The following is a 21,980-nucleotide window of genomic DNA, read 5'->3' on the forward strand; positions in this document are numbered from 1 at the left end:
CCGAATGGCGCGAAGGGGCGGCACCGAAGACGATCGGCGAGCCAGGGGCGACGAGACCCGGCGCGCACTGATCGATGCGGGCCGCCGGCTGTTCGTAGACAAAGGCTTCTTCAACACCAGCATCGGCAATCTCGTCGAGTCGTCCGGCGTCGGCACTCGCGGTGCTTTCTACCACCACTTCAACGACAAGGCCGAGCTGTTCAACGCGGTATTCGAAGAGGTGGAACGCGACCTGACTGCGCGAGCGATCGCCAACCCGCCGCGCGGCGCCGACCCTTGGGAGAGGCTGACCCGAGGGCTACACGAATTCCTCGAGGCGGCGCTCGAGCCCGAGGTCCAGCGCGTCATGCTCATCGACGCCCCCGTCGTGCTGGGCTGGGCGGCACAACGCCGAATCCAACGCGGCAGCAGCGTCGCCATGATCGAGGAGGTCATCAGTGGGGCCATCGCAGCCGGCGTCATCGACGACCAACCCGTCGCCGTGTTGACGCAGATCCTCGTCGCCACCGTCGAAGAAGCGGCTCTGATGGTCGCGCACTCCGATACTCCCACCGCCACCCGTAAGAGCACTGCGGCGGTGCTGGACCGCATTCTCGCCAGTTTTGCACGTCAGAAGCCAAACGCACGGTGAGCCTCACGCCTCGCGGTAATTGTCGTTTACATTATCGGAAAAAGTGACTCTCATTCAGATGATATGGTCACTCTCGATTCGTCGAAGGAGACGCATGCAGTCCCAGACTCGTTCTTCCTGCCCGCGCCAAACCAGCGCAACGCCCATAACAGAGGTGATGTGGAATGTCTGACGCAAAGGTATTGCGAGTAGCCATCGTTGGTGCGTCGGCCGGCCTGGGCCGCTGCATCGGTACCGGCCTGGCGGCCAAGGGTGCGCGAGTGGCGATGATCGCACGCCGGCGAGAGCGCCTCGCTGACGCGGCCCGCGAAGCGGGCAACGGGGCGATCGCCATCACCTGCGACGTCACCGACGGCGAGGCCTGCCAGCGAGCCATCTCGCAGGCAGCAGCAGACCTGGACGGTCTCGACGCCTTGATCTACACGACGGGCATCGGGATACTCTCATCCCTCATCGATGTCACTCCAGCGCAGTGGGCGGAAATGTTCGCCACCAATGTCACCGGCGCATCGCTGGTGACCGCTGCCGCGGCACCTCATCTCGCACGTTCCCAAGGGTCAGCGATCTACCTGTCGTCTCTGAGTGCGTCGTACACGACACCGTGGCCACTGCTCGGCGCATACGCGGTGACAAAGGCAGCTCTCGACAAGCTGGTCGAGGCATGGCGAGTCGAGCACCCGAACATAGGTTTCACGAGGCTGGCAGTCGGAGACAGCCTCGGCGGGGTCGGCGACGCACAGACCGAATTCAACAAGGGCTGGGATCCCGACGCCCTCGAAACCGCGATCCGCATGTGGATGGAAAACAAGTACATGCAAGGCGGGTTGGTCGACGCCGATCACCTCACCGACGTCGTCGACTCGGTGATCCGTTGCGGTAAGAGTAGTTTCATTCCCTTTCTCACCATGGCGCCGCGCGCCTCCGATTCGGTCAAGGAGCTCCGCAAATGGTGAACCACGAAAGCCGCATGTTGATCGACGGCAAACTCGTCGAATCAGAGTCCGGGCACCGGTTCGACAACATCAACCCCGCCACCGAAGAAGTGCTCGGCACCACCACCGACGCCACAAAAACCGACATGGAGCGCGCGGTGGCAGCTGCGCGCCGGGCCTTCGACCACACCGAGTGGTCCCGCAATGGCGAGCTACGCGAAACAGGGCTCCGCCAACTGCAGGCCGCGTTGGAGGCCGAGCGCGAAGACCTGCGCAGTGAGTTGGTCGCCGAAGTGGGATGTCCGGTTCTGAGCACCTACGGCCCACAGCTCGACGTGCCGCTCAATGAAGCGCTGACCTGGCCCGCCGACATGATCTCCCAGTTCCCTTGGAAACGAACCCTTCCGGACAAGGACGCGTTCGGGATGGGGACTCCGGCAGTGCGTGAAGTCTGGAAGGAACCGATCGGTGTCGTCGGCGTCATCGCGCCGTGGAACTTTCCGTTCGAGATCATCCTGAACAAGATCGGGCCGATCTTGGCCATGGGCAATACCTGCGTGCTCAAACCGGCGCCCGATACACCTTGGAATGCAACGAGAATCGGCCGCATCATCGCCGAGCAGACGGACATCCCACCCGGCGTCGTCAACATCGTCCCATCCTCCGACCATCTCGTCGGCGAAGTGCTGTCCACTTCACCGCTGGTCGACATGGTGGCCTTCACGGGATCCACCGCAACCGGGCGCCGCGTGATGGCTGCCGCGGCCGAGACGGTCAAGCCCACTTTCCTGGAGCTGGGCGGCAAGTCCGTCTACCTCGTCCTCGAGGACGACGGCGACCTGAAGGGGTCGATCGCCGGCAGCGCCTTCATCTCGATGCACGCAGGCCAGGGCTGCGCCATGCCGACGCGGCTACTGGTCCCCCGCTCCCGGTACGAGGAAGCAGTCGAGATCGTGACGGCAGCAATGCTTAAGAACAAATACGGCGACCCGACCGACCCCTCGGTGCTCCAGGGACCGCAGATTTCGAAACGCCAGCAGGACCGCGTCCTCGGTTACATCGAGAAGGGCAAGCAGGAGGGTGCTCGGTTGGTGATGGGTGGCAAGGTGCCTGCAGACACGCCGAAAGGCTACTTCGTAGAGCCCACGGTCTTCGCCGACGTCGACAATCGGATGACCATCGCCCAGGAGGAGATCTTCGGCCCGGTGCTCTCGGTCATCGCGTTCGAGGACGACGACGACGCCGTGCGCATCGCCAACGACTCGATCTATGGCCTGTCCGGAGTCGTGTTCGCCAACGATTTGGAGCGAGCCAAGAGCGTGGCGAGCCGGATCCGGACCGGCACTCTGGGCATCAACGGCGGCCTCTGGTACGGCGCTGACGCCCCGTTCGGCGGCTACAAGCAGTCCGGCATCGGGCGGCAATGCGGCATCGAAGGTCTGGAGATCTTCACCGAAACCAAGACGGTCGGCTGGCCGGCAACCCCAGCGAACGCCTAGGAGCACGAACGATGAAATCACGGGCAGCGGTACTCCGAGATGTCGGCGTGGACTGGGAGGTCACCGACATCGAACTCGACCCGCCCCTCGCCGGCGAGGTGCTGGTGAAGATGGCGTTCGCGGGCATCTGCCACTCTGACGAACACTTCTACACCGGCGACAGCGTGCCCAGCAAGGACATGGAGGAGCTCATGCGAGCCTCCGGCATGCGGGTGCCCGAGTGGTTCCCCATGCTCGGCGGACATGAGGGGTCCGGCATCGTCGAAGAAGTCGGGCCCGGCGTCACCTCACTCAAACCCGGTGACCACGTGGCCATCTCATTCTTCCCCGCATGCGGCAGCTGCCGTTGGTGCGTGACCGGCCACACCTACCTCTGCGACGTCGGCGCGGACATCTACAGCAAGGAGATGACCACCGACGGGACCCGCCGACGCCACCTCGGGGACGAAGACTTGATGGCGATGATGCAGGTGGGCACCTTCTCCGAATACGTCGTCGCCTCCGAACGCTCCTTGGTCAAGATCAACGACTGGATCTCGCTTGAGGCCGCGTCTTTGGTGTCCTGCGGGGTGACGACTGGATTCGGGTCCGGTTCCGTCGCCGCCGGGACGCAGATCGGTGACACCGTCGTGGTGATCGGTGTCGGTGGCATCGGCATGAATGCCGTGCAGGGCGCGAAAGCAGCTGGCGCGAAACATATCGTCGCCGTCGATCCCAACGAGTTCAAGCGCCAGAGCGCCCCCACGTTCGGCGCCACGCACACGAGCACCGACGCCGGGGCAGCCGTGGAACTGGTGAAGGAACTCACCTGGGGCGTGATGGCCGACCGCGTTGTTTTGACGCCGGGGGTCCTCCCGCCGGACCTCGTGCTGGTCGCCATGATGCTGCTGCGCAAAGGAGGCACCTGCGTTGTGACGAGCATGGCCAAGGTCACCGACATGATGGTGCCGTTGATCCTGCCCGACATGGTGAGCTCCTGCAAGACCCTCAAAGGCGTCCTCTACGGCGAGATGAACCCGCGCGAGGCCATGCCCAGGTTGCTGTCGATGTACGAGGCGGGCTCGCTTCGGCTCGACGAACTGATCACCCAGCGCTACAAGCTCGACGATATCAACGAAGCGATGCGAGACCTTCGGGCCGGCCGGAACATTCGCGGCGTCATCGCGTTCGATTGAATGGCGACAAACCAAAGCCGGGGCTCTCGCTTACTTGCGGGTCTCGTCGTGCCAGCTCTTCTCGCAGCGTTCGTCTCGGCCACTCCGATATCGCATGCGGACAACGGTTACCACGGCAACTTCTACATCCCTCCGGATCCACTGCCTGCCGGCGCGCCCGGTGACCTCATCCGCACCGAACCCATGACGATCAACATCGCCGACGACCGACCTGATCTGCTGGACATCACCGCTACGCGAATCCTGTACCGCTCCATCAATACCCACGGTCAGCCGGTCGCAGTCAGCGGCACATTCATCCAGCCCAACACCCCGTGGCCGGGTCCCGGCCCGCGACCGCTCATCTCGTTCGCCGTCGGCACTCATGGCCAGGGTGATCAGTGCGCTCCTTCGCGGCTGATCGACGTCTACCTGTATCACTCCCGCCCGCTGGATGTCTTCCTCGAATACGAGTTGCTGGTCATTCAGCGGATGATCCGACGCGGCTGGGCAGTGGTGATGACCGACTACATCGGCCTCGGAACTCCGGGGGTGCACACCTACGTGGTGCGCGCCGACGAAGGCCACGCCGTGCTCGACGCTGCCCGGGCGGCCTACCAGCTCCCCGACACCGGGCTGGACCGCCACGGGCCGCTGGCCCTGTACGGCTACTCCCAAGGCGGCGGGGCCACCGCCGCGGCAGCAGAATTGGCCCCCACCTACGCGCCCGAATTGCCGCTGGTTGGTACCTATGCCGGTGCACCACCCGCTGACCTGTCCTACGAATTGCCCTTTCTCGACGGCAGTCTCGCCGCTGGCATCCTCGGTTACGTCATCAACGCCGCCATCGCGGCCTACCCCGAGTACGCCGACGCCATCCACAACGTTCTGACCCCCGACGGTGAAGACCTCATCGCCAAAACGCAGAATCAGTGCCTGGGGGAGACGATCGTGAACTTCATGTTCCGCCACGCCGCGCGCTATCTGGCGGTCGACGCCGACGCTGCGATCAAAACCGAACCCTTCAAGACCATCTTCGAGCAACAGCGCATCGGCCGGCTCAAACCCACCACACCGGTCCTGATCAACAGCAACCGTTACGACCCACTGGTGCCCTACGGGCCCGCGTTGCAACTGGGACACGATTGGTGCGCCCAAGGCGCAGACGTGCAGTTCAACACCAACGAGGCACCACCGATCTTCAACAAGATGATGCTCAACCACGGGTTGCCGATCGTCGTCGACGCGCCCTGGGTGCTCAACTGGATCGCCGACCGCCTCAACGGCCTACCCACCACGCCGAACTGCGGAGCGTTCTAGCCGCAGCTTCTCACCGCCGACTCGCACCATCGACAACCATGAACACTTCGGCAATAGTGTTCACCCATGAGCCCGTTACGCGTCATCCAGTGGACCACCGGCAACATCGGGAAACGCTCGTTGCATGCCATCATCGGCAGACCGGATATGGAACTGGTCGGGGTGTACGCGCACGGCGCCGAGAAGGTGGGCGTGGACGCCGCGGAATTGGCCGGCTGGCCGGAGCCGACCGGCGTGACGGCCACCAACGACATCGACGCGCTGATCGCACTGCAACCCGATGCGTGTTGTTACAACCCGCTGTGGCCCAATATCGACGAACTGGTTCGGCTGCTGGAATCGGGTATCAACGTGTGCTCGAGTGCGGCCTGGATCACCGGCGGTAAGCAGTCACCCGAAGACCTCGACCGCATCAAGAAGTCATGCGCGACAGGCAATTCCACCATCTTCGGCAGCGGCGCCCACCCGGGTATGACCAATATGGTGGGCATGGTGCTCTCCGGCTCGTGCGAGCGGGTGGACGAGATCAGGATTACCGAATCGGTGGACTGCTCCACCTATGAATCGGCAGGCACCCAATCGGCGATGGGCTTCGGCCAGGATCCCGACACCCCCGGCCTGGCCGAGAGCGTTCGGGTTGAGAGCGAGGTGTTCGCCGAATCGGCCGCCATGATGGCCGACGCGATCGGCGCACACCTGGACCGGATGACCTTCGACGTCACCTTCACCGCGGCCACGGGCGACACCGACCTGGGGTTCATGCAGATCCCGAAGGGCACCGTGGGCAGCGTGTACGGCTACCACCGCGGCTGGGTCGGCGACCGCAACGTCGTCAGCGTCGGGTTCAACTGGACCATGGGCAGCCACGTGACGCCGCCCAAACCCCTTGAGCACGGCCACGTCATCCAAGTCTTCGGGTTGCCCAACATGCGTACGGTGCTGCACTGCCTGCCGCCGCGGGACTGGACCGAACCCGGATTCATGGGGCTGGGCATGATCTACACCGCGCTGCCGGTGACCAACGCGGTACCGGCCGTGGTGGCCGCCGCTCCTGGCATCGCCACGCTCAAAGACCTGCCCCCGATCACCGGACGGTTCGCCGGTTGATCACTCGGCGAGGCTGACGCAGGCCCCCACCGCACCGCCGCCGACATGCACCGCCAGCACCGGGCCCATATCGGAAACGGTGAGCGACTCGATCTGCGGCAGCCGTGCAGTCAGCGCCGCACCGAGTTCGGCCGCGTCGTCATAGTTGTCCACATGGTGCACCGCGATCGAGGCACCCCGCTCCCCCACCATCTCGGCAATCGAATCCACCATGGCCGCATGGGCTTTCGACTCGGTGCGGATTCGCTGGGCCAGCACCAGCCTGCCGTCGACGTCGAGATGCAGCAGCGGTTTCAACGACAGCGCGGTGCCCAGCCAGGACACCGCGGTACCGATCCGGCCGCTGCGGCGCAGGTTGTCCAACCGGTGCACGACGATGAACACGTGCCCGCGTGGCACCGCAGCCCTGGCCGCTGCCTCCACCGCGTCCAGTTCGGCCCCGGCGGCCGCGGCGCGCGCGGCGGCCAGCGCCACGAACCCGATTCCCATCGCCGCCGATCGCGAATTAACCACGCGCACAGCCGAACCGAACTCCCTGACCATGCCGGCGGCAGTGCTGAAGGTGCCCGACAGCGCGGCCGAGATATGCACCCCGACCACCCCGTCGCCATCGCTGTCCAGCAACGCCTGGCGGTAGACGTCGGCCAGGTCGGCAGGCGACGCCCCCGACGTCGTCACCTGGCTGCGCTCGTGCAGAGCATTGGGCATCGGATCGATGCCGTCGCGCAGGTCGGTGTCACCGACCAGTACGTGCAGCGGAACCTGACGAATCGACCAGTGCTGCAAGTCTTCTGCGCTCAGCCGTGCCGACGAATCGGTCACCACCTGCACCGTCATGAGCGGCTGGGCGAATCCGACGATGTCCCCGTCGCTTCGCTCGCCCCAGGTCGGTAGGCACCGGCATCGGCAAGTCCCTTGAGCATCAGTTCGGCGACGGCAGCGTGCGCCTCGAAGTTCCAATGGATCCCGTCGGGATTGCCCTGACCGCTGAGCACGTACTCGCCCACGGCGGCCTTGAGATCGACGATCGGGACCGCCTTGGCTTCACCCCACTCGGTGATGGCATCCACCGTCGCGTCACGCCAGCGGTGCGACCGGCCGTAGGTATCGGCGATGTGCACCGACGGCACCGTCGCCACCACCGGGAGCCCCGGCCGGTTGAAATCCAGTGCCGCCCTTGTCTGCTCCAGGTATTCGACCGACAGGTGCGGCGGCAGCGCCGGCCGCGCCACCGGCGACAGTCGCGGCTGCACCCACCCGTACCCGTCCCTGACCCAGCGTCGCAGCCAGGAGGGGCGCACGTAGCGGATGAGTTCGCGCAGGGCCGTCGGCAGCGGCGACGGCAGCGAATCCATACCGCAGGTCGCGAAGATGACCGCGCCGGCCCGCGGCAGCGCCGCCCAGGAGCGCGGATCCTGCGTGGCCGCCCACCAGACGTCGCGGCACGTCCAGCCGATCCGCCCGATCAACTCCACATCCCAACCCAGCTGGTCGGCAACAATATTGGGCCAGATGCGCGGATCGTCGGCCGGTAAACCACCGGTGGGGCCGTAATAGGACAGCGAGTCGCAGAACACCAACAAGGTCCGCCTTGGCGCATCAGAGGACATCGTTGGCCACCTGCGCCGAAGCGTTCCACACATCGAGGCGCCACTTGACGGCGTCGTCGACGATATGCCCGGACAGCTGCACCCAACTGGCATTGCCCATGCCGCCGAGCACCGGCCAATTGTCGACCGGCAGGTCCAGCAGGGCGGCGGCCAACGCCGCGATCAGCCCGCCGTGCGCCACCAGCACCACCGGGCGGTCCGATCCGTCTGCGCCCCATTCCGGCTGGGAATCAAGCAGTTCGGCGACCACGGGCAGGCTGCGCTCGGCGACATCCACCCGGCTCTCGCCGCCATGCGGCGCCCACCGGGCATTGTCGCGCCACGCCAGCCGGGCCCCCGGCGCCACGGCGTCCACCTCCAGATGCGTCAGGCCCTGCCAGTCACCCAGATGGGTCTCACGCAAGCGTTCGTCGACATGCACCGGCAGCCCAGACCGATCCCCCAGCGCGGTGGCGGTATCCAACGCGCGACGCAGATCCGAGGACACGATGATCAAGGGTTGCCGTTTGGCGAGCACCTCGGCGGCGGCGTCTGCCTGCTCGCGCCCGAGTGAACTGAGGTCGGTGTCGAGCTGCCCCTGCATGCGGCTGCCCGCGTTCCACTCCGTCTGCCCGTGCCGCAACAGCACCAGCCGCCGAATGGTCACTCGGAACTCTCCGCATCGTCGGCGGCATCGAGGTCGACGGACACTTGCGGGCAGTCCCGCCACAGCCGGTCCAGCGAGTAGAACTCCCGCTCCTCGCTGTGCTGGATGTGCACCACGATGTCGACATAGTCCAGCAGCGTCCAGCGGCCTTCGCGGGTGCCCTCGCGGCGGGCCGGCTTGTATCCGGCCAACCGCATCTTCTCCTCGACCTCGTCGACGATCGCGTTCACCTGGCGCTCATTCGACGCCGATGCGATGACGAACAGATCGGTGATGACCAATTGCCCGGACACGTCGATGACGACGATGTTCTCGGCGAGCTTGGCCGCGGCCGCCCGCGCGGCGACGGTGGCCGCGGCCACCGCTTCGGTCGTGGCGCTCATGCGCGGGCCTCCTCTGTATATAGCCCTCGTTTGGATACGTACTGCACAACGCCGTCGGGCACCAGGTACCAGATCGGCCGCGACCGCCGGGCACGCAGCCGGCAGTCACTCGACGAGATCGCCAGGGCGGGCACCTCCACCAGGCTCAGCGCGTCGTCGGGTAGTTCCTTCATCGCGGCGGCGATGTGCTCCCCGTCCAGCTCGTACCCCGGCCGGCTGACCCCGACGAAGCGGGCCAGCGAGAACAGCTCTTCCCAGTTCTGCCAGGACAGGATCGAGGCCAGCGCGTCGGCGCCGGTGATGAAGTACAGGTCGGCGTCCGGGTTGAGCGCGGCCAGGTCCCGCAGGGTGTCCTTGGTGTAGGTGGGGCCGCCGCGGTCGATGTCCACCCGACTCACCGAGAACCGCGGATTGGCGGCGGTCGCGATGACCGTCATCAGATAGCGGTCCTCGGCCGCGGTGACATGCCGATCCCGCTTCTGCCAGGGCTGGCCGGTGGGGACGAACAGCACCTCGTCGAGATGGAACAGATCGGCGACCTCACTGGCCGCGACGAGGTGGCCGTGGTGGATGGGATCGAACGTCCCGCCCATCACCCCGAGCCTGCGTCTGGTCACGAAGAGCCAGCTTACGGGAGGGGTGCGCGGCGGTCCGCGCGCGCCGAGATCGACGTTTCGCCGGGACGCTCTCGCACAAATCCGCCCAAATGCGCAATTGGGCGGAGATCAGACGGGGAGGAGGCCGTCGATCACCGACGCCAGTTGTTTGGCCGAGCGGCACTCGTGCATCGGGATGATGTCCTGGTACCGGGGTACCGCGGAGTCCCCGCTGCCCCACAGATGCTTGGGCTCCGGGTTGAGCCAGTGCGCGTGCCGGCTCGCGTTGACCATCCGGGCCAGCAGGTCGGCCTGCGGGTTGCGGTAGTTGTTCCGGCCGTCGCCCAGGATCAGCAGCGACGAGCGCGGGGACAGCACGTTCGGGAAGCCGTCCAGGAACGACACGAACGCGTGCCCGTAATCGGAATGCCCGTCCCGGGTGTACACCCCGGCCTCGCGGGAGATGCGCTGCACCGCCACCGCCAGGTCGGCCTCGGGGCCGAACATCTCGGTGACCTCGTCGGTGGTGTCGATGAATGCGAAGACACGAACCCGGGAGAACTGCTGGCGCAGCGCGGCCACCAACATCAGCGTGAAGTGACTGAAGCCGGCCACCGATCCCGACACGTCGCACAGCACCACCAGTTCGGGCCGGGCCGGATGCGGCTTCTTGAGCACCACCTCGATGGGCACCCCGCCGGTGGACATCGACTTGCGCAGCGTCTTGCGCAGATCGATCTCGCCGGCCCGGGACCGGCGCCGTTTGGCCGCCAGCCGGGTGGCCAGGGTCCGGGCCAGCGGCTGCACGGTCTTACGCATCTGCCGCAGCTGCTCGCCGGAGGCGCGCAGGAACTCGACGTTCTCGGCCAGCTGCGGAACCCCGTACATCTGCACGTGCTCGCGCCCCAGCTGCTCGGCGGTGCGCCGCTTGGTCTCGGCTTCCACCATCTTACGCAGCTGCGAAATACGCTGCTGGGCAATCGCTTTGGTGATCTGCTCCTGCGTCGGCGTGGGCTCCTCGCCGTACGGCGCCAGCAACCCGGCCAACAGCCTGCCCTCCAGCTCGTCCAGCGCCATCGCCTTGAGCGCCTGATACGAGGAGTAGGACGGCCCCCGACTCGAGTTGTACCGGCCATAGGCCTCCACGATGCGCGCGACCAGCGCCGCCAACCGGTCGTCGAGGTTCTCCAGATCGGCGTCGGGGCCCAGCATGTCGAGCAGCGCCTGGCGCAGTTCGTCGATGTCCTCGGACCGCAGACCCGACTGCTCACCGGCGCGGGATTGCTCGTCGGTCTCCTCGTCGAGGACGGTGCGGTCACCCAGCGCTGCGGGCCACCACAGGTCGAACATCACGTCGTAGGTGTCGCGGTGATCGGCGCGGCGCAGCACCGCGCACGCCAGTCCCTCCCGCAGCGCGCCTCGATCGCCCAAGCCCAGTTCGGCAAGCACCCGCCCGGCGTCCACCGTCTCCGACGGCCCCACCGAGATGCCTGCGCCGCGCAACGCCTCGACGAACCCCACCAGATGGCCCGGAATGCCGTGCGGTGCCAGTGGTTGCGGGGGGCGGGTGCGTCGGGATGTCATCGCCTCGAGCCTCTCAGTTCAGCTTCAGCTCTCCGGCCGCCTTGATCTGGTCGGATTGGTGTTTGAGCACCACACCGAGGGTCGCGGCGATCAGCTCGTCGTCGATGGTGTCCATGCCCAGCGCAAGCACCGTGCGGCCCCAGTCGATGGTCTCGGCGACCGACGGCACCTTCTTGAGCTGCATGGCGCGCAGCACCCCGATGATGCGCACGAGTTCGGCGGCGATGCGTTCGGGCAACTCCGGCACCCGGGACAGCAAGATGCGCCGCTCCAGATCGGCGTCGGGGAAATCGATGTGCAGGAACAGGCAGCGCCGCTTCAATGCCTCGGACAGTTCGCGGGTGGCGTTGGAGGTGAGCAGCACGAACGGTGGCCGTTCGGCCTTGATGGTGCCGAGTTCGGGCACCGTCACCGCGAAATCGGACAACACCTCCAGCAGCAGACCCTCGATCTCGATATCGGCCTTGTCGGTCTCGTCGATCAGCAGCACGGTCGGTTCGGTGCGCCGGATGGCGGTCAGCAGCGGCCGGCTGAGCAGGAACTCCTCGGTGAACACGTCGGTCTTGGTCTGATCCCAGTCACCGCCGGCGGCATTCTGGCCGGCCTGGATCCGCAGGATCTGCTTGGCGTGATTCCACTCGTAGAGGGCGCGCGCCTCGTCGACACCCTCGTAGCACTGCAGCCGCACCAGATCGCTGCCGGTGGTCTGCGCGACGGCGCGGGCCAGTTCGGTCTTACCGACACCGGCCGGGCCCTCCACCAGCAGTGGCTTACCGAGCCGGTCAGCCAGGAACACCGCGGTCGCGGTGGCCTTGTCGGCGAGGTAACCGGTCTCGGCGAGGCGGGTGGCGACGTCGTCGATATCGGCGAACAGCGACGCCGGGCGGGCGGGAACGCTCACGTTGCTCCTAGGCAGACAGGGTCAGGCGGGACGGGTCTGACCGTCACCCCACACGATCCATTTGGTGGAGGTCAGTTCGGGCAGCCCCATCGGGCCACGGGCGTGCAACTTCTGGGTCGAGATGCCGATCTCGGCGCCGAACCCGAACTGCTCGCCATCGGTGAAGGCGGTCGACGCGTTGACCATCACCGCCGCCGCGTCCACCGCTTCGGTGAAACGCTGCGCGGCAGCCAGGTCGGTGGTCACGATGGCCTCGGTGTGCCCGGTGCCGTACTCGTTGATGTGCGCCACGGCGCCCTCCACGCCGTCGACCACCGCCACCGCCATCTCCAGGGACAGGAACTCGGCGCGCAGCTCCTCCTCGGTGGGATCCAGGTGGACGGTGACGCCGGCATCCTGCAGCACCGTCACCAGCCGGGGCAGCACGCTGTCGGCCACCGCGCGGTCGACCAACAGCGACTCCGCCGAATTGCACACGCTGGGCCGCCGGGTCTTGGAGTTCAGCAGGATCCGCTCGGCGGTGTCCAGGTCGGCCGACTTGTCGACGTAGACGTGGCAATTGCCGACCCCGGTTTCGATCGTCGGCACGGTGGCGTCGCGCACCACCGCGTCGATCAACCCGGCGCCACCGCGCGGGATGACGACGTCGACCAGCCCACGGGCTTGGATCAGATGTGTGACGGACGCGCGGTCGGCGCTGGGCAGCAACTGCACCGCGTCCATCGGCAGTCCCGACTCGTACAGCGCCTCCCGCAAGGCCACGACGAGGGCGGTGTTGGACTGCGCGGCCGACGAGCTGCCGCGCAGCAGCACCGCGTTACCCGATTTCAGGGTCAAGCCGAACGCGTCGACGGTGACGTTGGGCCGACCCTCGTAGACGATGCCGACCACACCGAGCGGGACGCGCTGCTGACGCAGCTGCAGGCCGTTGGGCAATGTCGAACCGCGCAGCACCTCGCCGACCGGGTCGGGCAGGCCGGCGACCTGGCGCAGGCCCGCCGCGATGCCGTCGATGCGCTGCGGGTTGAGCGCGAGCCGATCCAGCATGGCCTCGGCAGTCCCTGCGGCGCGGGCGGTTTCGAGGTCGGCGGCGTTGGCGGCGAGAATGTCGTGGGTGTGTTCGAGGACGGTGTCCGCCGCCTGGTGCAGGGCCCGGTTCTTGGTCTCGGTGCTCAGCGCCGCCAGGGCACGGGAGGCGGCACGCGCGGCGGCCGCGGCGTCATGCACCTGCCGGCGCAGATCGACATCGATCGATTCCCCGATCGCGGTGCTCCTGCCCTCCGGGGACGCTTTCACGCTCATTTAGCCAGGGTAACGGGCATGCACGGGTCAGGCTTGGTGGGGTCGGTCACCGTGCTCCGGCGAGATTGAATGCAGGGTTGTTCGCTGTCGTTCCGAAGCTGCCCCGTGCCCGCAGCCGTGAACGCAATCTCGCCGGAGCACGTGGAAGCCGACCACGGTGAGTCCGTGGCACGGGTATGTGGTGGGCAGCGTGAACACGGACCTCCCGACCACCTGAGCAAAATCCCGTGCGTCAGGTGGGCCACCACTTAGAATCTGGCTCTCAATGGATACCAAGCACGTGGCGCTGTCGCGGGGACTGTTCATCGTCACTGCTGTGGTCGCCCTTCTCTACCTGCCCCTTGCCCTGAATTACACCTGGCCACTGTTCAGCGGCGGCGTGCCGCGCTGGCAGGACAGTGTCAACACAGCAATCAACGGTCACGGGTATGCGCTGGGTGACGGCTCGGTCGAAGCCGTTCGGCACGCGGCCTACGCCGAACACCGGGTGGTGCTGCTGGTGCACACCACACTTGGCGCTCTGGCGTTGCTGCTGGCCATGTTCCAGTTCTCGGCTCGGCTCCGCGACCGCCGGCCTGCCGTGCATCGATGGACCGGCCGCGGCTATCTGGCGCTGATGTCGGCGAGCATGCTGACCGCGCTGATCTTTCTCTACGTCACCCCGCCGGCCCAGCACTTCATCGGTCCGGCGTTCGAGACGCAGTTGCGTGGGCTGGCGGTGGGCACGCTGGCCAGCGCCTGGTATGCGGTGTACGCGATCCGTCGCCGTGACATCGTCACGCACCGGGCCTGGATGACCTTCAGCATCGCCTTCATGATGACGGCACCGCTGCTGCGCTTCGTCTGGATCGGGATCCAGCTGCTGATCCCGCAGCACGATCTGCTGACCAATATCGGGGTGGGCTCGTTGATCCTGGGCGTCGCGGCACCCGGGGTCGCCGCGTTCGCCTTCATGCTGTCCGCGTCCTCCCGACGCCGAGATTCGCAGCGGGCTGCGGCGATCGGGCGGGTACCGGTGTGGCGCTACGGTGCCGCGGCGGCCCTGGCCGTGCTCGGGTCGCTCGCCTACATCGTCCTCACGCAACGGCTGCCGGCGCCCATCCCGCACTCGCTGGTGGCATTCCACTTGGTTCCGGTGTGGATCTGCATCGCTCTCACAGCGGTGGGCGTGGTTCGGGCCCGCACTGGTGGCGACACCGCGCGGGAATGCCAATGGGGTTGGCTGCTTTGGGGTTTCGCGGCAGCCCCAGCGGGGGCAAGCCTGTACTCGTTGATCGTGCCGCCCGATTTCACCGCCGCGGACGCGATCATCGCCGGGGGCATGGACGGGGCGGCAATCCCTATCACGGTCTGCTTTGCCGTTGTGGTCCGCGCAGCGGCACGGTCCCGGGCCGACCATCGCGGCGATATCGCGGCGGGCTCCCCGATGGCGGGGGCCGGGCGCTAGTCCGTCGGGACGGCCCGCTCGATCTCTTCGAGCCAGATCCGGGCGGACATATCCGACGGGGCACGCCAGTCACCCCGCGGGGACAGCGCTCCGCCCGCCGAGACCTTGGGACCGTTGGGCAGCGCGGAGCGCTTGAACTGGCTGAACGAGTAGAACCGCTGCGCGAAGACGGTCAGCCAGTGTCGGATCTCCTTGAGCGAATACTCCGGCCGCTTGTGCGCAGCGATTCCGGCCGGCCAGTCGCCCCGATCGGCGTCACGCCAGGCGTGCCAGGCCAAGAACGCGATCTTGGCGGGCCCAAAGCCGTACCGCAATGCCTGGAACAGTGAAAAGTCTTGCAACACATACGGGCCCACCTTGGCCTCGCTGCTCTGAATCTCCTCGTCCTCGCCGGCTGGCACCAGTTCCGGGGTGATCTCGGTGTCCAGCACCGACTGCAGGATCTCGTTGACGTCGCCGCCGAACTGGTCGGAGGAGATCACCCACCGGATCAGATGCTGGATCAGCGTCTTCGGGACGCCGCCGTTGACGTTGTAGTGCGACATCTGGTCCCCGACGCCGTAAGTCGACCAGCCCAGCGCCAGTTCCGACAGGTCGCCGGTGCCGAGCACGATGCCGCCGCGCTGGTTGGCCAGCCGGAACAGATAGTCGGTACGCAGACCGGCCTGCACGTTCTCGAACGTGACGTCGTACACCTTCTCGCCCCGCGCGAACGGATGCCCCATCTCGGCCAGCATTACGTCGGCGGCCCCGCGGATATCGATCTCGGCGAAGGTCACCCCCAAGGCGCGGGACAGCGCGATCGCGTTGTTCTTGGTGCGGTCGCCGGTGGCGTACCCGGGCAACGTGAACGCCAGGATATCGCTGCGCGGACGTCCTTCGCGGTCCATCGCCTTGGCCGCGACGATCAGCGCGTGGGTGGAGTCGAGGCCACCCGACACCCCGATGACCACCTTGGGGTAGCGCAGCGCGCGCAGTCGCTGCTCCAGCCCGGACACCTGGATGTTGTAGGCCTCATAGCAATCCTGTTGCAGGCGTTGCGGATCCGATGGGACAAACGGGAACCGCTCAACGGCACGGCGCAAGCCGATATCACCGGTGGGCGGATTCAGGGTGAACTCGATCCGGCGCGTCGTCTCGGCGGCGCGGTGGTGGCGGGCATTGTCGTCGAAGGTGCCCATCCGGATACGCTCGGCGCGCAGCAACGCGACATCGACATCGGCCACGCTGCGTCGCTCGCCGTGCGGGAAGCGGTCGGATTCGGCGAGCAGCACGCCGTTCTCGTAGATCATGGTCTGCCCGTCCCAGGCCAGGTCGGTGGTGGACTCCCCTTCGCCGGCGGCGGCGTACACGTAGGCGGCCAGGCAACGCGATGATGCCGAGCGCGCCATCAGCTTGCGGTCCTCGGCCCGGCCGATGGTGATCGGGCTGCCCGACAGGTTCGCCAGCACCGTGGCGCCGGCCAGGGCCGCGTGCGCACTCGGCGGCACCGGCACCCACATGTCCTCGCAGATTTCCACGTGCAACACGAAGTCCGGCAGGTCGGTCGCGGCGAAGAGCAGATCCGGTCCGAACGGCAGATCCCGGCCTGCCAATCGGATGGTTCCGGTGGCGTCGTCGCCGGGGGCGATTTGGCGGCGCTCGTAGAACTCGCGGTAGGTGGGCAGATACGACTTGGGCACCACCCCGAGGATCGCGCCGCGGTGGATCACCACCGCGGTGTTGTAGACGCGGTTGCGGTGCCGCAGCGGCGCCCCGACCACCAGCACGGGCAGCACGTCGGCCGAGCCGGCCACCAGCTGGGCGACAGCCTCTTCGACCGCGTCCAGCAGGGTGTCCTGCAGCAGGATGTCCTCGATGGAGTACCCGCACAGGGTCAGCTCCGGAAACACCGCCAGCCCGACGCCGTCGTCGTGACATTCGCGAGCCAGCCGCAGCACCGATTCGGCGTTGGCGGCAGGGTCGGCCAGGGTGGTGTGGTGCGTGCAGGCGGCGACCCGGACGTACCCGTGCCGGTAGGCGGAGTAGAAGTCCACCCGGCCATTATCCCTATCCTGGATGAGGTGGAAGCCCCCGAACTCGTCTCTGCGCTCACCGGACTGCGGTTGGCGGTGCTGACGGGCGCGGGAATGTCCACCGATTCCGGCATCCCGGACTACCGGGGACCGGATTCGCCACCGAGCAATCCGATGACCATCGCCCAGTTCACCTCCGATCCGGTCTTTCGCCAGCGGTACTGGGCGCGCAACCACGTCGGCTGGCGGCACATGGACGACACCCGGCCCAACGCCGGCCACCGCGCGCTGGCCGCACTGGAGGATGCCGGCGTGGTGACGGGCCTGATCACCCAGAACGTCGATCTGCTGCACACCAAGGCCGACAGCCGCCGAGTGGTGAACCTGCACGGCACTTATGCGCAAGTGGTCTGCCTGTCGTGCGGGTTCACCATGTCGCGGGCCGCGTTGGCCGACGAGCTGGAAGTGCTCAATCCGGGTTTCCTCGAACGTGTCGAGCGGGTGGGCGGGATCGCGGTGGCCCCGGACGCCGACGCCGTGGTCACCGATACCGCGAGTTTTCGTTATCTGGATTGTCCGCGCTGCGGCGGCATGTTGAAACCCGATATCGTCTACTTCGGCGAGAGCGTTCCGAAAGATCGCGTGGCCGAGGCTTATTCGATGGTCGACGCGGCCGATGCGCTGCTGGTGGCCGGGTCGTCGCTGACGGTGTTCTCCGGATACCGGTTCGTACGGCATGCCGCCGCGGCGGGCATGCCGATCGCGATCATCAACCGCGGCCCCACCCGCGGTGACGCGCAGGCCGATGTGAAGATCGAGGGCGGCTGCTCAGAGCTGCTGACCCTGCTGGCCGCCGAGTTGCCGACGGCGCTCACCGCACCCTAGAACGAACACGGCATGGACCGGACGGCGTGCACGAAATTGCCTGCCACGTAGGAGGGTTCACCGGCGGCGATGCCGGGCGCTTGGGTGAGCAGTTCGGCGAACAGGGCCCGCAGCTGGGTGCGGGCGACGTGCGCGCCGAGGCAGAAATGCCGGCCGCCGCCACCGAAACCCAAGTGCTGGTTGGGCTTACGGCTCAGGTTGAAGACCTCCGGCCGGTCGAACACCTCGGTGTCCCAGTTTCCTGAGGCGTAGAACATCACCACCTTCTCCCCCGCGGCGATGCGCTGCCCGCCCAGTTCGACATCGACGGCGGCGGTGCGCCGGAACGTCATCACCGGACTGGCCCACCGCACGAACTCCTCGACCGCCGTACCGATCCGGTCGTCGAAGTCGTCCATGAGCCAGGCCCGTTGCTCGGGGAAGTCGGTGAGCGCCTTGATCGCGTGGCTGGCGGTCTGACGAGTCGTGTCGTTCCCGGCCACGGCGAGCAGCACGAAGAACGCGGACACCTCGAAATCGGTGAGCCGGTCACCGTCGACCTCGGCGTGCACCAACGCGCTGATCAGATCGTTGCCCGGATTGGCGCGCCGTTCGGCCGCCAGCGCCCCGGCCACCTGATGCAGATACATCTGGTTCTCCAGCAGCACCTCAAGCGGGTTGCGCCCGGCCAGATACTCAGGGTCCGCCCAGGACACCAGGGCGTCTGCGGCATTGGCCACCTGGTCGCGTTCGGATTCGGGGATCCCGACCATGTCGGAGAGGGTGCGCACCGGCAGTTGTTTGGCGCAGTGCGCGACGAAATCCACCCCGCTGCCCGCGGCCACCAGTTCTTCGACGATGACCTTGGCGTTGTGCTTGATCGACGACTCGATGCGTGCCACCTGGCGCGGGGTGAAGGCCGAATGAACCACCTTGCGGATCAACGTGTGCCGCGGGGCGTCCATGGCCAGGAAGGATTGCGAGGCCTCGAGCAATTCCTCGGGCACCGTCTCGAACAACACGCCCTTGCCGGACAGGAAGGTCTCGCTGTCACGACTGACGGTGACGATGTCGGCATGCCGAGTGACGGCCCAGAAGCCCTTGTCGTTCGGGTCCTCCATCAGAGCGTCCTCGACCGGAGGATGCCAGCTGACCGGTCGCGACGCCCGCAGGGCCGCGAACGACGCCTCCCGGTCGGCGGCGGTGGTGGCCCAGAACGCACGCGAGGACAGGTCGATCGGATCGTATGGACGATCGGTCGCAGGCGGTGTGATCGGTGACACAGTCATGGCGCTGACGATAGATCTAGACAGTGTGTCTAGTCAAGGCGTGTGCGGAGCCGATATCCTGGCGGCATGCCGTCGGTGACACGGAAACCGCAGGCCAAACGCCAAGAGCGGCGCCAGCAGATCGAACGCGACCTGCTGGACGCCACCGACCGGCTGATGGCCGACGGCACCAGCTTCACCGAATTGAGCGTCGATCGACTGGCCACCGAGGCCGGCATCTCGCGCGCCAGCTTCTATATCTATTTCGAGGACAAGGGCCACCTGCTGCGCCGGCTGGCCACTCAGGTGTTCGGCGAGCTCGCCGAGGCGGCCGGCCGGTGGTGGCAGGTGGCGGGCCGGCGCGATCCCTCGGATGTGCACGCCGCGATGGCGGGCATCATCGCCAGCTACCGCCGCCACCAGCCCGTCCTGGTCGCGCTCAACGAGATGGCCGGTTACGACGCAGCCGTCCGGGACACCTACGGCGAACTGCTCGCCGGGATCGCCGACCAGGTGGCCCGCATCATCACCGAGGGCCAGGCCGACGGCTCCATCCGCCGCACGCTGCCGGTGGCGGCCACGGCCAGTTCACTGACCTGGATGGTGGAGCGCAGCTGCCATCAGAACCTGCCGTCACGGCCGCCGTCCTACGACGCCGAGCTGGCCACCGCGCTCACCGAAATCGTCTGGGGTGCACTGTATCTCAAGGAGATCGAGTGACTCAGGAGAACCGCTCGGGGTGCCAGTACACGTCCTCGTCGGCACCGGTGAGCGCGTTGTCGACGGCCTGACGGCCCTGCAGATACCCGTAATCCTGATTCGAGGATTCGTACCGCCAGCCACCGAATCGGCCGCGGCTGTAGATGCCGACCCCACGCAGCATCACATCGGCCGCGCGCAGCACCTCATCGCGGCCGAGCGTGGGCACCGGATATCCGAGCGGGATGGTCTGCGCGAACCGGCTGACCACCAGCTCCGGGTCGGCGCCCAGCGCGGCCAACGAGCTCTGCACCGCCTGGACCGACGCCTGCGCGGCGTCGGCCCGATCGGCGAACGACGGCACCTCGCACAACACGTTCCAGCGTCCCGGCCCGGCATTACCGGGGTCGTAGTTGCTCAGCATCGTCGCGCGGTACCACGGCACCCGCTCGTCGGGGCAGTACAGCCAGGTCTTGTCGGCCAAGGCCGGCGGCGGCTCACCCCGATAGCCCAGGCCGACGGCGTGCAACCGGCTGGCGCGCAGACCCGCGCCCCGCTGCGCCTGGCCGATCCAGTCCAGCGCCGTCGTGATGGGCGCCGTGCTGATGCAGTACTGGTAAGACACCGTGGAACCGTCGGCGAGGGTGGCGACCCGGGCGGCCGCGTCCAGGCCGAGCACCGCCGTGTTGAGCCGGACCGAGCCCGGCTTCATCAGGGTGTGCTGCACCGCCCGCCACAGTGCACCCGTGCCGCCGCGTGGATAAGGAAACGTCTCGGCCGGCGCCGCCGACGTGCTCCCGGCCAACGCCAGCCGCGGCACGTTCGGGGTGTGGCTACCGCTGCGCAACGAGGTCCAGCTGTGGTCGATCTGATCGAGCGGTGCCGTCCACATCTTGCGGTTGTACGGCTCGAAAAACCTTTCGTAGAGCCAGCTTCCGAAGTGGTTGCGGTAGTAGTCGGCGAGATGGTGCACCGGCGCGTCCGGACGCAGGTCGGTGGGCAACTCGGTGAGCTGCTGCTGGATCGGGGTGGGCACCAGGCTCTGCGGTCCGTCACCGGTGAGCCACACCCAGCCGTTGCGGCGCACCTGATTGATGCCGACGCCACTGGCCCGCACCGCCTGGTCGAACTCGGCGAAATGGCTGTGCAATACGTGACCGCCGAGATCCCAGGTGAAACCCTGGTCATCGGTGACCGAGGCGGACATCCCGCCGATGCGATCACCTGCGTCGACCACCAGATGATCGATACCCAGTTCGGTGAGCCGCACCGCCGCCCCGATACCGGTGGTGCCGGCGCCGATGACGAGAAAAGGCCGATTCATAACCCCGTCGCTGCGCTCGCCCTGTGCGTAACCCCGTCGCTGCGCTCGCCCCACACACCGCGTCAGAAGTCGAAGACCTGGCGGACCGGCTCGAAACCCTCCGCGAACGGCCGACGGCACAGGAATCCGTAATGCTCCGCGGTGCTGCGCACCCACGACGCGCTGACCTTCTCGCTGGCCTCGGCCTGCGAGACATGGCACATCAGCGCCTGGACCTTCTTGTCCAAGGAATCCGAGATGTCGATGAACACGGTCGGGTTGAACCCCACCGCCGACGGACCGCCGTAGGCCATGATCGTCGACACCCAGCGCGCTGCGCCCATGGTGCACCGGGACACCACCCGGTGATCCTGGTGGCTGTCGTTGGCCATGTGTGTGTAGACGATGTTCGCCGACACCTTTTCGATCGCGTCCTCGATGAGGTGCACGAGTTCGAACTCCTGCAGTGACACCCGGCAGTCGGCGAACCCCTCGCCCCACAACAACTCGTCGACGCCCAATACTTCGGCGGCGCGATGCTGTTCGGCCACCCGTTGCGCGGTGTCGCCGGGTCCGACTTCGCCGCGCGTCACGACCAGCATGGTGACGTGGTCACCCGCTGCCACGTGTTTTGCCAGCGCCCCGCCACACCCGAGTTCGATATCGTCGGGATGGGCCCCCACTGCAAGTACCGATCGCCGCGCCATGCCCCCTGGCTT

21 protein-coding genes are annotated in these 21,980 nt (G+C 66.9%); 9 read left to right on the top strand and 12 right to left on the bottom strand.

What is annotated here, in order from left to right; all coding sequences use genetic code 11:
• Positions 1-4: 4 nt before the first annotated feature.
• From SBI67_RS17495 to SBI67_RS17520, 6 genes are all read left to right on the top strand, one after another.
• Positions 5-631: a TetR/AcrR family transcriptional regulator gene (locus SBI67_RS17495; protein WP_318981761.1), complete on the top strand. Its 627-nt coding sequence runs from the start codon at positions 5-7 to the stop codon at positions 629-631.
• A gap of 164 nt (positions 632-795) precedes the next feature.
• Positions 796-1,584, top strand: a complete 789-nt coding sequence (locus SBI67_RS17500; RefSeq protein ID WP_318981762.1) for an SDR family oxidoreductase — start codon at positions 796-798, stop codon at positions 1,582-1,584.
• Entirely contained in the window at positions 1,578-3,062 is a 1,485-nt protein-coding gene (locus SBI67_RS17505) for an aldehyde dehydrogenase family protein (RefSeq protein ID WP_318981763.1), read from the top strand. The genes SBI67_RS17500 and SBI67_RS17505 overlap by 7 nt, the downstream gene beginning before the upstream one ends.
• An 11-nt stretch (positions 3,063-3,073) precedes the next feature.
• On the top strand, positions 3,074-4,237 hold the full coding sequence (locus tag SBI67_RS17510) for an NDMA-dependent alcohol dehydrogenase (RefSeq protein ID WP_318981764.1): 1,164 nt from the start codon (positions 3,074-3,076) through the stop codon (positions 4,235-4,237).
• Between the two features lie 48 nt (positions 4,238-4,285).
• Entirely contained in the window at positions 4,286-5,536 is a 1,251-nt protein-coding gene (locus SBI67_RS17515) for a lipase family protein (protein WP_413232512.1), read from the top strand.
• A gap of 66 nt (positions 5,537-5,602) precedes the next feature.
• Entirely contained in the window at positions 5,603-6,643 is a 1,041-nt protein-coding gene (locus tag SBI67_RS17520; protein WP_318981766.1) for an NAD(P)H-dependent amine dehydrogenase family protein, read from the top strand.
• Here the strand turns inward: SBI67_RS17520 and SBI67_RS17525 are convergent, their stop codons facing one another.
• From SBI67_RS17525 to SBI67_RS17560, 8 genes are all read right to left on the bottom strand, one after another.
• On the bottom strand, positions 6,644-7,480 hold the full coding sequence (locus tag SBI67_RS17525; protein WP_318981767.1) for a DegV family protein: 837 nt from the start codon (positions 7,478-7,480) through the stop codon (positions 6,644-6,646).
• Positions 7,477-8,253 (bottom strand): diglucosylglycerate octanoyltransferase, encoded by a 777-nt coding sequence (gene octT / locus SBI67_RS17530; protein WP_318981768.1) that lies wholly within the window; start codon positions 8,251-8,253, stop codon positions 7,477-7,479. The genes SBI67_RS17525 and octT overlap by 4 nt, the downstream gene beginning before the upstream one ends.
• On the bottom strand, positions 8,243-8,899 hold the full coding sequence (gpgP, locus tag SBI67_RS17535; protein ID WP_318981769.1) for a glucosyl-3-phosphoglycerate phosphatase: 657 nt from the start codon (positions 8,897-8,899) through the stop codon (positions 8,243-8,245). Before gpgP ends, octT begins: the two co-directional genes overlap by 11 nt.
• On the bottom strand, positions 8,896-9,282 hold the full coding sequence (rsfS, locus tag SBI67_RS17540; RefSeq protein ID WP_318981770.1) for a ribosome silencing factor: 387 nt from the start codon (positions 9,280-9,282) through the stop codon (positions 8,896-8,898). The genes gpgP and rsfS overlap by 4 nt, the downstream gene beginning before the upstream one ends.
• Positions 9,279-9,899, bottom strand: a complete 621-nt coding sequence (nadD, locus tag SBI67_RS17545; protein WP_266046054.1) for a nicotinate-nucleotide adenylyltransferase — start codon at positions 9,897-9,899, stop codon at positions 9,279-9,281. Before nadD ends, rsfS begins: the two co-directional genes overlap by 4 nt.
• 108 nt (positions 9,900-10,007) lie before the next feature.
• Complete coding sequence (locus tag SBI67_RS17550) at positions 10,008-11,462, bottom strand: vWA domain-containing protein (RefSeq protein WP_318981771.1); 1,455 nt, start codon at positions 11,460-11,462, stop codon at positions 10,008-10,010.
• 13 nt (positions 11,463-11,475) lie between these two features.
• On the bottom strand, positions 11,476-12,363 hold the full coding sequence (locus tag SBI67_RS17555) for an AAA family ATPase (RefSeq protein ID WP_318981772.1): 888 nt from the start codon (positions 12,361-12,363) through the stop codon (positions 11,476-11,478).
• A gap of 21 nt (positions 12,364-12,384) precedes the next feature.
• Positions 12,385-13,665, bottom strand: a complete 1,281-nt coding sequence (locus tag SBI67_RS17560) for a glutamate-5-semialdehyde dehydrogenase (protein WP_318981773.1) — start codon at positions 13,663-13,665, stop codon at positions 12,385-12,387.
• Between the two features lie 265 nt (positions 13,666-13,930).
• On the opposite strand from SBI67_RS17560, the gene SBI67_RS17565 reads away from it, so the two are divergent.
• Positions 13,931-15,112 carry a DUF2306 domain-containing protein gene (locus SBI67_RS17565; protein ID WP_318981774.1) on the top strand — a complete coding sequence of 394 codons (1,182 nt, stop codon included), beginning with the start codon at positions 13,931-13,933 and terminating at the stop codon, positions 15,110-15,112.
• Here the strand turns inward: SBI67_RS17565 and SBI67_RS17570 are convergent.
• On the bottom strand, positions 15,109-17,148 hold the full coding sequence (locus SBI67_RS17570) for an NAD(+) synthase (protein ID WP_318981775.1): 2,040 nt from the start codon (positions 17,146-17,148) through the stop codon (positions 15,109-15,111). The two genes, SBI67_RS17565 and SBI67_RS17570, sit on opposite strands and share 4 nt — an antisense overlap.
• A 27-nt stretch (positions 17,149-17,175) precedes the next feature.
• Between SBI67_RS17570 and SBI67_RS17575 the strand changes: the two genes are divergently transcribed.
• Complete coding sequence (locus tag SBI67_RS17575; protein WP_318981776.1) at positions 17,176-18,012, top strand: SIR2 family NAD-dependent protein deacylase; 837 nt, start codon at positions 17,176-17,178, stop codon at positions 18,010-18,012.
• Here the strand turns inward: SBI67_RS17575 and SBI67_RS17580 are convergent.
• Positions 18,009-19,280 (bottom strand): cytochrome P450, encoded by a 1,272-nt coding sequence (locus tag SBI67_RS17580; protein ID WP_318981777.1) that lies wholly within the window; start codon positions 19,278-19,280, stop codon positions 18,009-18,011. The two genes, SBI67_RS17575 and SBI67_RS17580, sit on opposite strands and share 4 nt — an antisense overlap.
• 66 nt (positions 19,281-19,346) lie before the next feature.
• Here SBI67_RS17580 and SBI67_RS17585 point away from each other — a divergent pair, with 66 nt between their 5' ends.
• The gene (locus SBI67_RS17585) at positions 19,347-19,979 is read left to right on the top strand and encodes a TetR/AcrR family transcriptional regulator (RefSeq protein ID WP_318981778.1); all 633 of its coding nucleotides are present in this window, start codon (positions 19,347-19,349) and stop codon (positions 19,977-19,979) included.
• Between the two features lies 1 nt (position 19,980).
• Here the strand turns inward: SBI67_RS17585 and SBI67_RS17590 are convergent, their stop codons facing one another.
• Both SBI67_RS17590 and SBI67_RS17595 read right to left on the bottom strand, forming a co-directional pair.
• Complete coding sequence (locus tag SBI67_RS17590; protein WP_318981779.1) at positions 19,981-21,282, bottom strand: protoporphyrinogen/coproporphyrinogen oxidase; 1,302 nt, start codon at positions 21,280-21,282, stop codon at positions 19,981-19,983.
• A 62-nt stretch (positions 21,283-21,344) separates the two neighbouring features.
• Complete coding sequence (locus tag SBI67_RS17595) at positions 21,345-21,968, bottom strand: PIG-L deacetylase family protein (RefSeq protein ID WP_318981780.1); 624 nt, start codon at positions 21,966-21,968, stop codon at positions 21,345-21,347.
• Positions 21,969-21,980: the final 12 nt, after the last annotated feature.

It is taken from the genome of Mycolicibacterium chengduense (assembly GCF_033741155.1).
Classification (GTDB): Bacteria; Actinomycetota; Actinomycetes; order Mycobacteriales; family Mycobacteriaceae; genus Mycobacterium.

Bases quoted from the DNA above. Each gene is read 5' to 3' on its own strand.
- SBI67_RS17585 (WP_318981778.1), top strand. From the start codon at position 19,347: ATGCCGTCGGTGACACGGAAACCGCAGGCCAAACGCCAAGAGCGGCGC.
- SBI67_RS17550 (WP_318981771.1), bottom strand. From the start codon at position 11,462: ATGACATCCCGACGCACCCGCCCCCCGCAACCACTGGCACCGCACGGC.
- SBI67_RS17560 (WP_318981773.1), bottom strand. From the start codon at position 13,665: ATGAGCGTGAAAGCGTCCCCGGAGGGCAGGAGCACCGCGATCGGGGAA.
- SBI67_RS17525 (WP_318981767.1), bottom strand. From the start codon at position 7,480: ATGACGGTGCAGGTGGTGACCGATTCGTCGGCACGGCTGAGCGCAGAA.
- rsfS (WP_318981770.1), bottom strand. From the start codon at position 9,282: ATGAGCGCCACGACCGAAGCGGTGGCCGCGGCCACCGTCGCCGCGCGG.
- SBI67_RS17595 (WP_318981780.1), bottom strand. From the start codon at position 21,968: ATGGCGCGGCGATCGGTACTTGCAGTGGGGGCCCATCCCGACGATATC.
- octT (WP_318981768.1), bottom strand. From the start codon at position 8,253: ATGTCCTCTGATGCGCCAAGGCGGACCTTGTTGGTGTTCTGCGACTCG.
- SBI67_RS17590 (WP_318981779.1), bottom strand. From the start codon at position 21,282: ATGAATCGGCCTTTTCTCGTCATCGGCGCCGGCACCACCGGTATCGGG.
- SBI67_RS17520 (WP_318981766.1), top strand. From the start codon at position 5,603: ATGAGCCCGTTACGCGTCATCCAGTGGACCACCGGCAACATCGGGAAA.
- SBI67_RS17510 (WP_318981764.1), top strand. From the start codon at position 3,074: ATGAAATCACGGGCAGCGGTACTCCGAGATGTCGGCGTGGACTGGGAG.
- SBI67_RS17565 (WP_318981774.1), top strand. From the start codon at position 13,931: ATGGATACCAAGCACGTGGCGCTGTCGCGGGGACTGTTCATCGTCACT.
- SBI67_RS17495 (WP_318981761.1), top strand. From the start codon at position 5: ATGGCGCGAAGGGGCGGCACCGAAGACGATCGGCGAGCCAGGGGCGAC.
- SBI67_RS17500 (WP_318981762.1), top strand. From the start codon at position 796: ATGTCTGACGCAAAGGTATTGCGAGTAGCCATCGTTGGTGCGTCGGCC.
- SBI67_RS17580 (WP_318981777.1), bottom strand. From the start codon at position 19,280: ATGACTGTGTCACCGATCACACCGCCTGCGACCGATCGTCCATACGAT.
- SBI67_RS17505 (WP_318981763.1), top strand. From the start codon at position 1,578: ATGGTGAACCACGAAAGCCGCATGTTGATCGACGGCAAACTCGTCGAA.